Below are 14,507 nucleotides of genomic sequence, written 5' to 3' on the forward strand. Positions count from 1 at the left end.
ACCGAAAGGAAAACGAGATGTCGTCCTCATCCCCGGCGTCACTGCTCGACCTGGAGCTGCAACCCGGCAAACCGCCGATGCTGCAGGTCGAGACCACCGGCGACGCGCTGAGCTGGGCGGCCGAGTACCGGGACGCGCTGCGCGCCGTCGTCGCCGAGCACGGTTCGGTCCTGGCCCGCGGCCTCGAGCTGCGGGACGCGGCCGAGACCGGTGCCGTCTTCTCGAGGCTGGCTACCGGGCTGATGACCGAGAAGGAGGCCTTCGCGCCCCGGCGGGCCTACGCCGACGGCGTGTACTCCTCATCGCAGTGGCCGCCGAACCAGCCGATGTGCATGCACCACGAACTGAGCTACCGGCTCGAGTTCCCCGGCCTGATGCTGTTCGCGTGCCTCAGTGCGCCCACCGAGGGCGGGGCTACCGCGGTGGCCGACTCACCGACCGTGCTCGACGCGCTGCCCGCCGAGCTGATCCAGCGGTTCGAGCGGGAGGGCTGGCTGCTCACCCGCAGCTACAACGACGAGATCGGCGCGTCCTTGGCCGAGGCGTTCGGCACCGAGGACCGGGGCGCCGTCGAGAGCTACTGCCGTGCCAACGCGATCGAGTTCGAGTGGCAGCCCGACGGTGGACTGCGCACCAGGCAGCGCCGCAGCGCCGTGGTCCGACACCCGGTCAGCGGCCGACGCTGCTGGTTCAACCAGATCGCGTTCCTCAACGAGTGGACGATAGCCCCCGAGGTGCGCGAGTACCTGGTGGACGTCTACGGCGCCGACGGACTGCCGTTCAATACCCGCTTCGGCGAAGGCGACCCGATCGGCGAGGACGCCGTGCAGCTGCTCAACAAGGTCTACGAGGACAACACCGCGCGCGAGCCGTGGCAGGCCGGCGACCTGATGCTCGTGGACAACGTCCGCACCGCGCACAGCAGGGAGCCCTTCGAGGGACCGCGCGAAGTGCTCGTGGCGATGGCCGACGCGGTGCGCCTGGCCGACTGCTCGCCGACCGTCGAGGTGACCGCAGGATGACCCCCATCCGTTCCACCGCTACGGAGTCCGCAATGTCCGAGCCGACCACTGTGCCACCGTTCGCGGTGATCTCCGGTGCCCAGGTTCAGCGCGTGCTGCGGGGGCACGAGAAGGAGATCGTGGAGTTGGTCGAGGCCACCTATCGGCTGCACAGCGCCGGTCATTCGGTGAACCCGCCGTCCTACTTTCTGCGTTTCCCCGACCGCCCCTCCTCCCGGATCATCGCGTTGCCCGCCTCGATCGGCGGGGAGGTGCGGGTGGACGGCCTGAAGTGGATCTCCAGCTTCCCCGAGAACGTGACGGCCGGCATCCCGCGGGCCTCGGCCGTGCTGATCCTCAACGACCATGACACCGGCTACCCGTTCGCCTGTCTGGAAAGCTCGATCATCAGCGCCAGCAGGACGGCCGCGTCGGCGGCGTCGGCGGCCGAATGCCTCAGCCACGGCCGGCCGCGGCCGACGCGCGTGGGGTTCATCGGGACGGGCCTGATCGCCCGCTACATCCACACCTTCCTGGCCGGCACCGGCTGGTCGTTCGACGAGATCGGCGTGCACGACCTGTCCGCCGACAGCGCGTCCGGCTTCCGGTGCTACCTGGAGCAGTCCGCCACCGCCGGCCGGATCACCGTGCACGACAGCGCCGAGCAATTGATCCGCCTCAGCGACCTGGTGGTGTTCGCCACCGTCGCCGGTGAACCACACGTCAGAGACGTGTCGTGGTTCGCACACAATCCACTGGTGCTGCATGTGTCGCTGCGCGACCTCGCGCCGGAGATCGTGCTCGCCTCGACAAACATCGTCGATGACATCGAGCACTGCTTGAAGGCAAACACCTCGCCGCATCTGGCGGAGCAGCTCACGGGCAACCGGGAGTTCCTGCACGGCACGTTGGACGACGTGATGGCCGGGCGGGTGACGCTGCCGGCGGACCGGCCGCTGGTGTTCTCGCCCTTCGGCCTCGGGGTGCTCGACCTCGCGGTCGGCAAGTACGTCTACGACGAGGTGGTCCGCTCCGGAGAGTTGCACGTCGTCAATGACTTCTTCCACGAACTGAGCCGGTACGGATGAGCCGGCCGAGAGCCCAGGAGGCCTTATGCAGGAGTAATCCCAGGAGAGATCGCCGGTCAAGTCGCCGCAGATCAGGGCGTACTGGACCGCGGCCGCTGACGCAGGGCTCCCCATGCTCTGCTGCAGGTGAGGAGACCATCGTGCCCGTCATATCCGTTCCTTACGCCTTCAATGAAGAAGAGCTCTATGTCGACCTTCGGTCGATCTTCGGGCACTCGCTATTCCTGAAGTGTGAGGGCTTCAACTTCGCCGGCTCCATCAAGCTGAAGGCCGCGACCGAGATGGTGGAGACCGCTGAGCGGGATGGAGTCCTGACGCCGGATTCGATCCTGGTCGAGTCCTCGTCCGGAAACCTCGGCGTGGCGCTGAGCATGATCGCGGCGAGCAAGGGCTACCGCTTCCTGTGCGTGACGGACTCCCGCTGCAACCTGTCGACCAGGTTGATGATGGAGGCGTTGGGCAGCCAGGTGCACATCGTCGCCGGACAGGAGGCCTACGGCGGCTTCCTGGGCGCGCGGCTCGACTATGTCCGCGCACTGTGCGCCTCCGATGACCGCTACGTGTGGCTCAGCCAGTACACCAATCCGAGCAACTGGAAGGCGCACTACGGCAAGACAGCGCCGGAGATCGCCCGCCAGTTCCCGGGGCTGGACGTGCTGTTCGTCGGAGCCGGCACTACCGGGACCCTGATGGGCTGCGCGCGCTACTTCCGAGAGTGGCACCGGCCGGTGCGGATCATCGCACTGGACAGCGTAGGTTCGGTGGCCTTCGGTGGTGCGCCGGGCCGCCGGATGATTCCCGGCCTGGGCATGAGCATCCGTCCGCCGCTGCTCGACGAGTCCTATGTGGATGAGGTGATACGCGTCGAGGAGGCGGACACCATCCGTACGTGCCATCGTCTGGCCAGGCACGGATTCCTGTTCGGTGGCTCCACCGGCACGGTGGTCAGCGGCGCAATGGGCTGGTTGACGCAGCATGACGCGCGTGAAATCACCGCGGTGGCCATCGCCCCGGATCTGGGCGATCGCTACCTCGACACCATTTACCAGGCCAACTGGCTGCAGGATCTGTACGGCGAGGACGTGCTCAACTCCGACGAGATGTCCGCCGGTTCCTGGGCACCCTCCCCCGCGCCACCGACGCGGCCGGGCCGGCGGCCGGACCTGCAGACCGGCGACCGGCGCCATCAGCTCCAGGGTCGTAAGACCTAGGACATGTCCGCATGACCGATTTCATGCCGGACATCGAGCGGGCCGAGCTGGCTCTCACTCACCAATGGTCGGCGGTCCTTGGCTGCGGCTTGCCACCGCGGCAGCCGTCCTTGCCACAGTGCCACTTGGTCTCTACGGATCCGCACTGGGGCAGCTGGCCCTGGTATTCCTCGTGCTCATCATCAGCCTGATTCTCGACGTCAGACTCAGACGTACTCCGACGCGGCATCCAACAGCCAGTCCGCCATATACCCGGCGAAGGACGAACGGACCAGCAGCCAGAACCCGGCCCGGGCCTCGTCGCGTGCAACCAGCACGACCTGCGCGCGGGCCAGGGTGGTCTGGGCGCAGCGACCAGGACCGAAGGAACGCGGGTACAGGTCCAACGGGCAGCCGTGGGCCAGCAGGTCGCGGGCGCGAGGGCCCGCGACGAGCAGGGTGGTGCGCTGGGCCGAGACATCCGTGGCTGCTGCCGGCTCGTCGCCGGCGGCAGCCCGGATCTGGTGCTCCAGGCCCGCCTGACTGCCGGGCGGGCCGACGACGAGCCATTCGTCGGGGCCGAGCCAGAGGGCAGAGCGGTCACCGGCGTGTACGACGGTGTTGGGTTCGAGAGGCAGTTGGAGACCTAGAGCAAGCCCGACGGCGTCAGCAGCCGGCCCCTTGGGGTCGAGCCGGACGTTGACCTGGGCGAGGAAAGGCAGTTCGGCCAGGCGCAGGTCGCCGCCCGAGGCGCGCGTGGCCGCGGCGAAGCGGCCGGCGGCGTGCGCCAGGGGGCTGTGGCGGGTAGCGGTGTCAGCCATCGCGGCGGGCTCCCTCGGGGTCGTAGAGGACGGGACTTGCGACGGTCACTGGGACCAGACGGTCGCCCACAGGTGCAAACAGCCGCTCGCCGATGCGGTCCCGGCCGCCCTTGATCAAGGCCAGTGCGAACGTTCGGCCGAGCGCCGCGCTGTGGTAGCTCGATGTGACATGACCGAGCATCGGCACCGGTGGCTCGGGGAGCACGCTGTCGGCGACCAGGTGGGTGCCCTCGGGGAGGAACGAGTCCGGGTCTTCCGGGAGCAGGCCGACAAGGTGCTTGCGGTCACCACGCGTGGTGTCGGCGCGTGCGTGGGAGCGCTTGCCGACGAAATCGGGCTTCTTCTTGGACACCGCCCAGCTCATGCCGAGGTCCTGCGGGGTGACGGTGCCGTCGGTGTCCTGGCCGATGATCGGATAGCCCTTCTCGGCGCGCAGGACGTGCATGGTCTCGGTGCCGTACGGGGTGATGCCGAATCGGCTCCCCGCCTCGTAGAGCGCCTCCCACAGCGCGCGGGCTTCCCATGGCGACACGTTGATCTCGTAGGCCAGTTCGCCGGAGAAGCTGATCCGGCAGACGCGGGCCGGGATTCCGGCGACGGCCGACTCGCGCCATGCCATGAACGGGAAGCTGTCGTTGTCCACGGCGAGGTCCGGTGCGAGGCCGCCCAGTACGTCCCGGGAGCGGGGGCCGACGAGGGCGACGGTGGCCCACTGCTCGGTGACGGAGGTGCAGTGGACGCGTAGTTCGGGCCACTCGGTCTGCAGCCACTCCTCCATCCAGTCCAGGACGGCGGCCGCGTTGCCGGTCGTGGTGGTGACAAGGAAACGGTCCTGGGCGAGGCGGATGACGGTGCCGTCGTCGAAGATCATGCCGTCGAGGCGGCACATGACGCCGTAGCGGATCATGCCGACCTTGAGGGTGCTCATCATGTTGGTGTAGAGCCGGTCGAGGAACACGGCGGCGTCCGGCCCCTGCACATCGATCTTGCCGAGGGTGGAGGCGTCCATGAAGGCGACGCCCTCGCGGGCCGCACCGCATTCACGGAGCACGGCGGCCTTCATGTCCTCGCCGTCCTGAGGGTAGTACCAGGGCCGCTTCCACTGACCGACGTTCTCGAAGAGCGCGCCATGCTCAACGTGCCAGTCGTGCAGGGCGGTCACGCGCACGGGGTCATGGAGCGCGCCGCGGTCGCGGCCCGCGAGGGTGGCGAAGGAGACGGGGGTGTAGGGAGGGCGAAACGTCGTAGTGCCGAGGGCGGAGATGTCCACGCCAAGGAGCTGGGCGACGGTGCCGCTGGCGAGGACACCGGAGGTCTTGCCCTGGTCGTTGGCGGTGCCCGCGGTGGTGTAGCGCTTGGTGTGCTCGACCGAGCGCATACCGGCGCCGGTCGCGCGGGCGAGGTCGTCGACGGTGACATCACGCTGAAGGTCGATGAAGCGGGGCGCGCCTGCGGCGCCGGGGACGACGAAGACCTGCATGGACGGGGACTGGGGTTCGCCGGCCGCGACCGGGAGTTGGGGTACGCCGGCCACATAGCCCTCGGCCTCGATCGCTCGGGTGCCCGCCGCGGCGCCCTGAGCGAGGACGCCGGGCAGGTCGAAGACACCGGCGACGGAGCCTGCGGCCTCGACCGCCTGACCGCAGGTGTCCGGGACGAACGTGCCGAGCGTCTCGTCGTAGCGCAGCTTTCCGCCCGCCTGGCTGAACAGATGCGCGACGGGGTTCCATCCACCGGAGACCAGCAGCAGGTCGACGGCGAACTCGCGGTTCCCCGCGGACTCTCCGTACGGGGCGACAGTCACCGCCGTGAGGCGCGCACCGCCCTCGGTACCCGTGACGGCATGCCCGGCGAGCACCTCGATCCCGGCGTCCTGGGCGCGTCGCGCCCACTCCCCCGGTTCGAGGCGGGTGTCGACGACCGCCGCGATCTCCACACCCGCCGCCGCCAGGTCGAGCGCGGCCGCATAGGCACTGTCGTTGGTGGTGAAGACAACGGCGCGACGGCCGGGCAGGACGCCATAGCGATTGGCGTACGTACGGGCGGATGCCGCCAGCATGACGCCGGGGCGGTCGTTGTCGGCGAAGGCCAGCGACCGCTCGTGTGCTCCGGTGGCGAGGACGACGCGGCGGGCGCGGATGCGCCAGACGCGCTCGCGGGAGACGTACTCGGGGGCTTCGCCGCCGAGGTGGTTGGTGCGGCGCTCGACAGCGAGGACGTGATTGTCGTCGTAGTAGCCGAAGACGGTGGTGCGGCGCAGCACGCGGACCTCTGGCTCGGCAGCGAGCCGCTCGCCCAACTCGCCTGCCCAGTTCAGGAGTTGGCCTGTGCCGAGGAGGCTTCCCCCCAGCTCGGGCTGGTCGTCGGCGAGGATGACGCGCGCCCCGCTGCCGGCGGCGGCGGACGCGGCCGCGAGTCCGGCCGGTCCTGCGCCGATGACGAGCAGGTCGCAGTGGGCGTGGACGGCGTCGTAGCGCGCGGGGTCGGGTTCGGTGGCGAGCCGTCCTTGGCCGGGGAGGCTGCTCGCGACGAGCCCGTCGTACAGCTCCACGGCCGTCGCGGGCAGCATGGGCTCGGGGAACGGCTCCTCGATCTGGACGACGGCGTTGGGCTCCTCGACTCCGGCGGAGAAGATGCCGCGCGGGCGGCCGAGCTTGATGCTGGTGCCGGCCTGGATGATGCCGTTGGCGAGGAGGGCGGAGGCGAGGGTGTCGCCGCGGAAGCCTTCGTACGTCGTGCCGTCGAAGGTGAAGGTGACCCGTTCGTCCCGGGCTACGCGACCGCCCGTGGTGAGGCGGAAGGGCTGAGTGCCCGTGCCAGCAGCCTCGGGTGCCTGGGGTTTCGTCGCCGGGTGCGGGCCGGTGGGCGGCAGGTTCTCCCCCACCCCGCCCTCCCCCAGAGCTTCGCCTGGGAGGTACCCCCATCCCGAGACCGGGGCTTCGCCCCGGACCCCGCTGTGGGCTCCGCCCCCAGACCCGCCCCCTACGCCCTGCGGGCGTGGGGGGACCCCCAGCTCCTCAAACGCCGGAGGGGCTGGATGAGCTGGGCGCGGCTCCCCCGTCCGGTACACCGCCAGGATCTCGTTCGTCGCCGTATTACGCACAGCGTTGAACCAACGACGGCATCCGGCCGCATGGCTCCAGCGCTCCGCGAACGGCCCCTTGGGGTTGTCGCGGAAGAAGAGGTAGCGCGCCCACTCCTGGTCGGTCAGGGCAGCGCTGTCCTCGGGATAGGGCACGTGTGCCTGACCGCCGTAGTGGAATTCGGCTTCGTCACGGGGCCCGCACCAGGGGCATGGGATGAGCAGCATCGATTCGGCTCCTCAGTGGGCCACCGCGGCCGCGCCGTGCTCGTCGACGAGCGCGCCGGTGGTGAATCGGTCGAGCGAGAAGGGGGCGTTGAGGTGGTGGGGGGTGTCGTGGGCGATGGTGTGGGCGTAGACCCAGCCGACGCCCGGGGTGGCCTTGAACCCGCCGGTCCCCCAGCCGCAGTTGAGGTAGAGGTTGTCGACCGGGCTGAGCCCGATGATCGGCGAGGCGTCGGGGCTGACATCGACGATGCCGCCCCAGGTACGCAGCACATGGGCACGGGCGAAGACCGGGAAGAGTTCCAGGGCGGCCGACATCTGGTGCTCGATGATGTGGAAGGCGCCGCGCTGTGTGTAGGCGTTGTACGCGTCGATGCCCGCGCCCATCACCAGTTCGCCCTTGTGGGCCTGGCTGACGTACACATGCACCGCGTTGGACATCACGACCGTGGGGTGCACGGGCTCAAGCAGCTCGGAGACCAGCGCCTGGAGCGGGTGGCTCTGCAGCGGCAGCTCGAAGCCCGCCATGGCGGCCAGCACCGAGGTGTGACCGGCCGAGCAGAGCGCCACCTTGCCGGCGGCGATGGGGCCGAGCGTGGTCTGCACTCCGACGACCCGCCCGCCCTGGATGTCGATGCCGGTGACTTCGCAGTTCTGGATGATGTCGACGCCGGCGGCGTCTGCGGAACGCGCCAGCCCCCAGGCGACGTGATCGTGCTTGGCGATGCCGGCCCGCGGCTGGTAGGTGCCGCCCATCACCGGATACCGCACGTCGGGCGAGATATTGACGATGGGGCAGACGTCCTTGACCTGCCGCGGGTCCAGCCATTCGGCGTCGACGCCGTTGAGCCGGTTGGCCTCGACACGACGCACGCTGTCGCGGACATCCTGCAGGCTGTGGGCGAGGTTCAGCACACCGCGCTGGGAGAAGAGGATCGGGTAGTCGAGTTCGTCCGCCAGCCCCTCCCACAGCTTGAGGGCGTGCTCGTAGATTCCGGCGCTCTCGTCCCACAGATAGTTGGAACGGATGATGGTGGTGTTGCGGGCCATGTTGCCGCCCGCGAGCCAGCCCTTCTCCAGCACGGCCACATTGGTGATGCCGTGGTTCTTCGCCAGGTAGTGGGCGGTCGCGAGACCGTGTCCGCCGCCGCCCACGATCACCACGTCGTACGACGGCTTCGGCTCGGGCGTGCGCCACAGCCAGTCGGGGTGCTCTGGGAGGTCGGCACCCGGGGTGCGGGGGCTCATCGGGCGTCTCCTGAAAGGTGCGGGTACAGCGGGTGTTTGGCGGCCAGCGCCTGCGTACGGGCGCGGAGCGCGGCGACATCCGGGGCGGGCTGGAGCGCGAGCGCGATCACGTCGGCGACTTCGGCGAAGTCCTCTTCGGTGAAGCCGCGGGTGGCCAGAGCGGGGGTGCCGATGCGCAGCCCTGAAGTGACCATGGGCGGGCGGGGATCGAAGGGGACGGCGTTGCGGTTGACCGTGATGCCGATGTCGTGCAGCAGGTCTTCCGCCTGCTTCCCGTCCAGTTCCGACGCCCTGAGATCGACCAGGACCAGGTGGACATCAGTGCCGCCGGTGAGGACGCTCACTCCGGCCGCGGTCGCGTCGGGCTGCGTGAGCCGTTCGGCGAGGATGCGGGCCCCGGCGAGCGTGCGGGCCTGCCGCTCGGCGAACTCCGGCGACGCGGCGAGCCTGAACGACACCGCCTTCGCGGCGATGACATGCTCCAGCGGTCCGCCCTGCATACCGGGGAACACCGCCGAGTTGATCTTCTTGGCGAGGTCGGCCTCATTGGTGAGGATGACGCCGCCACGCGGGCCGCCGAGCGTCTTGTGGGTGGTCGTGGTGGTGACATGGGCGTGCGGTACGGGATTGGGGTGCAGCCCGGCGGCCACGAGGCCCGCGAAGTGGGCCATGTCGACCATCAGATACGCGCCCACCTCGTCGGCGATCCGCCGGAAGGCCGCGAAGTCCAGCTGCCGGGGATACGCCGACCAGCCCGCGATGATCATCTTGGGGCTGTGCTCCTTGGCGAGCCGCTCCACCTCGTCCATGTCGACCAGGTTGTCGGTCTCGTCCACGTGATAGGGCACGACATTGAGCATCTTGCCGCTGTAGTTGATGCGCATGCCGTGGGTGAGGTGCCCGCCGTGCGCGAGGTCGAGGCCGAGGACGGTGTCACCGGGCTTCAGCAGAGCGAAGAAGACGGCGGTGTTCGCCTGGGCGCCCGAGTGCGGCTGCACATTGGCGAACCCGGCGCCGAAGAGGGACTTGATCCGCTCGATGGCCAGCCGCTCGGTCACGTCGACGTGTTCACAGCCGCCGTAGTAGCGGCGGCCCGGGTAGCCCTCGGCGTACTTGTTCGTCAGGACCGAACCCTGGGCCTCCATGACCGCCGAGGGGGCGAAGTTCTCCGACGCGATCATTTCGAGGGTGGACTGCTGGCGGTCCAGCTCGGCGGCGACGGCGGCGTGGACCTCCGGGTCCAGCTCGGCGAGTGGCGCGTTCAGCGTGTTCATGCGGCGTTCCTCTCGGCGGCCTCAACGACATTGGCGAGCAGCATCGCCCGCGTCATGGGTCCTACGCCGCCGGGCATGGGCGCGACCCATCCGGCGACCGTGGCGGCGTCGGGGTGGACGTCGCCGATCAGCCCTTCGTCGGTGCGGGTGATTCCGACGTCGAGGACGACGGCACCGGGCCGGAGCATCTCGGGGGTGATCAGTCCGGGTGATCCGGCGGCCGCGATGACGATGTCCGCCTCGCGTACGTGCCAGGCCAAACCCTTGGTTCCGGTGTGGCACAGGGTCACGGTGGCGTTCTCGGACTTGCGGGTGAGCAGCATCCCGATCGGCCGGCCGACGGTGATGCCTCGCCCGATGACGCACACCCGCGCTCCGGCGAGGGGGACATCGTGGCGGCGCAGCAGTTCCACGATGCCGCGCGGGGTGCAGGGCAGCGGGGCCTCGACGCCGAGCGCAAGGCGGCCGAGGCTGACGGGGTGCAGGCCGTCAGCGTCCTTGGCCGGGTCCATGCGCTCCAGTACTGCGTTGGCGTCGAGGCCCCGCGGCAGCGGCAGTTGGACGATGTAGCCGGTGCAGGCGGGGTCGGCGTTGAGCTCGTCGATGACGGCCTCCACCTGCCCCTGCGTAGCGTCGGCGGGCAGTTCGCGCCGGATTGAGGCGATCCCGGCCTGTTCACAGTCGCGGTGCTTCCCGGCGACGTACGCGTGGCTGCCGGGGTCGTCGCCGACAAGTACGGTGCCGAGGCCCGGCCTGATTCCCCGCGCGGCCAGCTTGGCGACGCGCTCGGCGAGTTCGGTGCGGATCGCGGCCGCGGTCCGCTTGCCGTCCAGAATCCGTGCGTTCACATCGCTCCTCTTCTTGGGCGGTGCGGGCTCAGCCGCGCAGGCGGGACATGGAGGGGTCGAACAGCGGCTCGTCGGCGACGACCGCTTCGACGCGCTGGTCGAAGTAGCCGATCTGCACGGCCGTGCCGGTCGTGGCGAGTTCGGCGGGCAGCCACGCATAGGCGATGCCCTTGCCGATCGTGTAGCCGTACGCGGCACTGGTGACGTAGCCGACGGAGCGGTCGCCGTCGTACACCGGCTCCTTGCCCATGACCACGGCCTGCGGGTCGTCGATGGTCAGACAGGTAAGGCGGCGCCGCACATCGGCCTTTCGCCGCTCCAGCGCTGCCTTGCCGATGAAGTCGTCCTTGTCGAGCTTGACGGCGAAGCCGACACCCGCCTCGTAGGGGTCGTGCTCATAGGTCATGTCGGTGCCGAAGGAGCGGTAACCCTTCTCCAGACGGAGGCTGTTGAAGGCGCCGCGGCCGGCGGCGATACCGCCGAGCGGCTGGGCGGCCTGCCACAGGGTGTCCCACAGTTTCACGCCCATGTCCGCGGTGGTGTACAGCTCCCAGCCGCGTTCGCCGACGTACGACAGGCGCATCGCGGTGACGGGGACGGAGCCGATGTGGGCGCGCTTGGCGCGGAAGTACTTCAGACCGTCGTTGGAGAAGTCCGAGTCGGCGAGCGGCTGGAGGACCTCGCGGGCCAGTGGGCCCCACAGACCGATGCAGCAGGTGCCGGCGGTGATGTCGCGTACCTGGACCGACCCGTCCGCCGGCAGGTGCCGGCCGAACCAGTCGAGGTCCAGGTTGCCGTTGGCGCCGACCTGGAAGTGGTCGCGGCCGAGGCGGGCGACGGTGATGTCGCTGCGGATGCCGCCGTCCTCGTCGAGGAGCAAGGTGTACGTCACCGAGCCGACCGACTTGTCGACGTTGCCGGTGGACAGCCGCTGGAGGAAGGCGGCGGCGCCGCGACCGGTGACTTCCAGGCGCTTGAGTGCCGTCATGTCGTACATCGCGACGGTCTCGCGGGTGGTCTGGGCCTCCGCGCCGACGATGGGCGACCAGTAGCGCGCTGCCCAGTCGTTGGGAGTGGGAATGGAACGCCCGGTTGCCAGGTGCTCGTTCGCTTCGTACCACTGGGGCCGTTCCCAGCCGGTGGCCTCCAGGAAGAAGGCGCCGAGTTCCTGCTGGCGGGCGTAGAAGGGGCTGGTGCGCAGGGGCCGTGGCTCGCCTGCAGGCTGGAGGGGGTGGAGGATGTCGTAGACCTCGACGAAGTTCTGGCAGTCGCGGGCCAGGACGTACTCCGGCGAGAGCTGGTGCGGCTCGAAGCGGTTGACGTCGCACTCGTGCAGATCGAAGGACGAACAGTGGCCGTCCACGAGCCATTCGGCCACCGCGCGGGCGACGCCGGCGGAGTGGGTGACCCACACGGCCTCAGCGACCCAGAAGCCCTTGACGTCCGGTGATTCGCCCAGCAGCGGCAGGCCGTCGGTGGTGAAGGAGAACAGGCCGTTGATGCCCTCTTCGATCTTGGCGTCGCGCGTCGCCGGCAGCAGGGCCTGAGTCTCGGCCCAGGCGTCGGCGAAGTCGTCCTCGGTGAACTTCAGGACCGAGGGCATCAGCTCGGCCTCGTCCACCGAGGCGATGTCCTCCGGGTCGACGGGCATGGGCCGGTGGCCGTAGTAGCCGATGCCGATGCGGTCGAAGCGGTCGCGGTAGTACAGATCCGCGTCCTGGTGGCGCAGGATCGGCCGGACGGCCTCCTCGGCCTGGCCTTCCAGCGCGGGTACGGGACCGGTCCAGGCGAGCTGGTGGGCGAGCGGGGTCAGCGGCAGGTTCATGCCGACCATGCGGGCGATCCTCGGGCCCCAGATGCCGGCACAGCACACGACGATGTCCGCGGGGATTTCTCCCTGGTCGGTGACGACCGCGCTGACCTTGCCCTCGTCCTGGACGACGTCGAGGACTTCGTGGCGGGCGAGGAAGCGTACGCCGCGCTCGGTGGCCCGCCGGATCTGGGCCTCGACGGCGAGCACCGCCTTGGCCAGGCCGTCGGTGGGGACCAGGAGGCCACCGAGGACACGCCCGCCGTCCACCAGCGGGTGCAGTTCGATGCACTCCTCAGGGCTCAGCAGCCGGGACTCGATGCCCCAGGCGGTGACCCAGCCGTGGCGGCGGTGCAGCTCAGTGAGGCGTTCGGGGGTGGTGGCCACCTCGAGGCCCCCGACCTGCAGGAAGCAGGGCTGTCCGTCGACGTCGAGGCTGCAGAACTTCTCGACGGTGTAGCGGGCGAGCTCGGTCATGGTCTTCGAGGAGTTCGTCTGGAAGACCAGCCCCGGAGCATGGGACGAGGACCCGCCGGTGGCGGGCAGGGGCCCCTGGTCGACGACCGTGATGTCGCTCCAGCCTGCGGAGGACAGTTCGTCGGCAAGCGCCGCTCCCACGACGCCCGCTCCGATGATGACCACTCGGGGTCCCGCCATCGCCGCACCTCCGCCTTTTAAAGCAGTCCAGTTGCTGTCAGCGCAACATGCTTCAGGTTGCGCAACTCACGATGCCGGTCGCCGAGGGTGGGTGTCAAGGGGCCTTCACGGCCGTAACCGGGGCAAAAAAGAGCCGTGCCCGGCGGGCTGTCACGGCAGCCCGCCGGGCACGGCTGTGCGTCCCGGTCCCTCTTGTGGATCAGCTCGTGCCGAGCCGGTGGATCAGCTCTTCTTGAGCCAGGCGTCGACCTTGTCGCGGTTGGCGTCCACCCACTTCTTGGCCGCCGCCTCCGGCGTCATCTTGTCCTCGGCGATGTACTTCGCCACGAGGTTCTGGTCGTCGTTGGTCCAGGTGAAGTTCTTCACGAGGTCATAGGCAGGGCTGCCCGATTCGGCGAACTTACTGCTGACGATCTTGTCCAGCTGATACTCGGGGTAGTCGCAGGCGATCTTCTCCGCATCGGCGTCACAGCCGGGCGCGTACTTCGGCAGATTCACCTTCACCAGGTCGACCTCCGACAGGAACCACTGCGGCTCGTAGAAGTACCCGATCACCCAGGTCTTCTTCGCCTCGGCCTGTCGGAACGCCTGGATGAGCGCAGCCTCGCTGCCGCCGTAGACAACCTTGTAGTCAAGCTTGAGATTCTTCACCAGTGCGGCATCGTTCGTGACGAACGACGGGTCGCCGTCGAGGAACTGGCCCTTGGCGCCCGACTCCGACGTCTTGAACTTGGCGGCGTACTTGTTGAGGTTCTTCCAGTCGGTGATGTCCGGGTGTTCCTTGGCCAGCCACGGCGGCACGAACCAGCCGATGACGCCCTTGTTGCCGGTCGTACCGGCCTGAATGGCGGTTTTCTGGTCGGTGATGTACTTCTTCTTCAGGTCGTCGTGGCCCCAGTTCTCGACGACGGCGTCCACCTCGCCGGTGCCGAAGCCCTGCCAGGCGACCTCTTCCTTGAGATCCTTCTTGGTGACCTGACACTTCAGGTCCTGCTCGGCGACATACGCGATGACCGCCGCGTTTGCCTCGTATCCGACCCAGGGGTTGATCGCGAGGTTGAACGTGCCGCACTTCCCGGAGTCGCCCCCCGCCTTGTCCGATCCCGACTCGCCGACCTTGGCGCCGCCGCAGCCGGTGAGCGCGGCCAGGCCCAGCGCCAGCCCGGCCGCCACGGCCCGCCGTCTCGCGGGCCGCGACTGCGTGATGAAGTTCCCTGACATGTGCTGCCTCCTGTGCTTCTTTCCTGTGGCCGCTGGGTTGTG

General features: G+C 69.1%; 10 protein-coding genes. 3 read left to right on the top strand and 7 right to left on the bottom strand.

Annotation, left to right across the window (positions count from 1 at the left end):
• Positions 1-17: 17 nt before the first annotated feature.
• From ACZ3H8_RS17210 to sbnA, 3 genes are all read left to right on the top strand, one after another.
• Positions 18-1,022 carry a TauD/TfdA family dioxygenase gene (locus ACZ3H8_RS17210; protein ID WP_467402497.1) on the top strand — a complete coding sequence of 335 codons (1,005 nt, stop codon included), beginning with the start codon at positions 18-20 and terminating at the stop codon, positions 1,020-1,022.
• On the top strand, positions 1,019-2,089 hold the full coding sequence (gene sbnB / locus ACZ3H8_RS17215) for a 2,3-diaminopropionate biosynthesis protein SbnB (RefSeq protein WP_467402498.1): 1,071 nt from the start codon (positions 1,019-1,021) through the stop codon (positions 2,087-2,089). Before ACZ3H8_RS17210 ends, sbnB begins: the two co-directional genes overlap by 4 nt.
• A 140-nt stretch (positions 2,090-2,229) precedes the next feature.
• On the top strand, positions 2,230-3,300 hold the full coding sequence (sbnA, locus tag ACZ3H8_RS17220; protein ID WP_467402501.1) for a 2,3-diaminopropionate biosynthesis protein SbnA: 1,071 nt from the start codon (positions 2,230-2,232) through the stop codon (positions 3,298-3,300).
• 206 nt (positions 3,301-3,506) lie between these two features.
• Here the strand turns inward: sbnA and ACZ3H8_RS17225 are convergent, their stop codons facing one another.
• The 7 genes from ACZ3H8_RS17225 to ACZ3H8_RS17255 form a co-directional block, all read right to left on the bottom strand.
• Positions 3,507-4,100, bottom strand: a complete 594-nt coding sequence (locus tag ACZ3H8_RS17225) for a sarcosine oxidase subunit gamma (RefSeq protein WP_467402502.1) — start codon at positions 4,098-4,100, stop codon at positions 3,507-3,509.
• Complete coding sequence (locus tag ACZ3H8_RS17230) at positions 4,093-7,410, bottom strand: sarcosine oxidase subunit delta family protein (protein ID WP_467402504.1); 3,318 nt, start codon at positions 7,408-7,410, stop codon at positions 4,093-4,095. Before ACZ3H8_RS17230 ends, ACZ3H8_RS17225 begins: the two co-directional genes overlap by 8 nt.
• Before the next feature lie 12 nt (positions 7,411-7,422).
• Positions 7,423-8,655, bottom strand: coding sequence for a sarcosine oxidase subunit beta family protein (locus ACZ3H8_RS17235; protein WP_467402507.1), 1,233 nt, complete (start codon positions 8,653-8,655; stop codon positions 7,423-7,425).
• Positions 8,652-9,929: a serine hydroxymethyltransferase gene (glyA, locus tag ACZ3H8_RS17240; RefSeq protein WP_467402509.1), complete on the bottom strand. Its 1,278-nt coding sequence runs from the start codon at positions 9,927-9,929 to the stop codon at positions 8,652-8,654. The genes ACZ3H8_RS17235 and glyA overlap by 4 nt, the downstream gene beginning before the upstream one ends.
• A complete protein-coding gene (locus ACZ3H8_RS17245; RefSeq protein ID WP_467402511.1) occupies positions 9,926-10,777 on the bottom strand; it encodes a bifunctional methylenetetrahydrofolate dehydrogenase/methenyltetrahydrofolate cyclohydrolase in 852 nt (283 codons plus the stop codon). Before ACZ3H8_RS17245 ends, glyA begins: the two co-directional genes overlap by 4 nt.
• Before the next feature lie 28 nt (positions 10,778-10,805).
• Entirely contained in the window at positions 10,806-13,244 is a 2,439-nt protein-coding gene (locus ACZ3H8_RS17250; RefSeq protein ID WP_467402513.1) for a GcvT family protein, read from the bottom strand.
• 222 nt (positions 13,245-13,466) lie between these two features.
• Entirely contained in the window at positions 13,467-14,465 is a 999-nt protein-coding gene (locus ACZ3H8_RS17255; RefSeq protein ID WP_467402514.1) for an ABC transporter substrate-binding protein, read from the bottom strand.
• Positions 14,466-14,507 lie beyond the last annotated feature (42 nt).

The sequence above is a fragment of the Streptomyces sp. NPDC002868 genome (genome assembly GCF_055563295.1).

Excerpts from the sequence above, each read along its gene's own strand:
- ACZ3H8_RS17210 (WP_467402497.1), top strand. The coding sequence starts at position 18 with ATGTCGTCCTCATCCCCGGCGTCACTGCTCGACCTGGAGCTGCAACCC.
- sbnB (WP_467402498.1), top strand. The coding sequence starts at position 1,019 with ATGACCCCCATCCGTTCCACCGCTACGGAGTCCGCAATGTCCGAGCCG.
- ACZ3H8_RS17225 (WP_467402502.1), bottom strand. The coding sequence starts at position 4,100 with ATGGCTGACACCGCTACCCGCCACAGCCCCCTGGCGCACGCCGCCGGC.
- ACZ3H8_RS17230 (WP_467402504.1), bottom strand. The coding sequence starts at position 7,410 with ATGCTGCTCATCCCATGCCCCTGGTGCGGGCCCCGTGACGAAGCCGAA.
- ACZ3H8_RS17235 (WP_467402507.1), bottom strand. The coding sequence starts at position 8,655 with ATGAGCCCCCGCACCCCGGGTGCCGACCTCCCAGAGCACCCCGACTGG.
- glyA (WP_467402509.1), bottom strand. The coding sequence starts at position 9,929 with ATGAACACGCTGAACGCGCCACTCGCCGAGCTGGACCCGGAGGTCCAC.
- ACZ3H8_RS17250 (WP_467402513.1), bottom strand. The coding sequence starts at position 13,244 with ATGGCGGGACCCCGAGTGGTCATCATCGGAGCGGGCGTCGTGGGAGCG.
- ACZ3H8_RS17255 (WP_467402514.1), bottom strand. The coding sequence starts at position 14,465 with ATGTCAGGGAACTTCATCACGCAGTCGCGGCCCGCGAGACGGCGGGCC.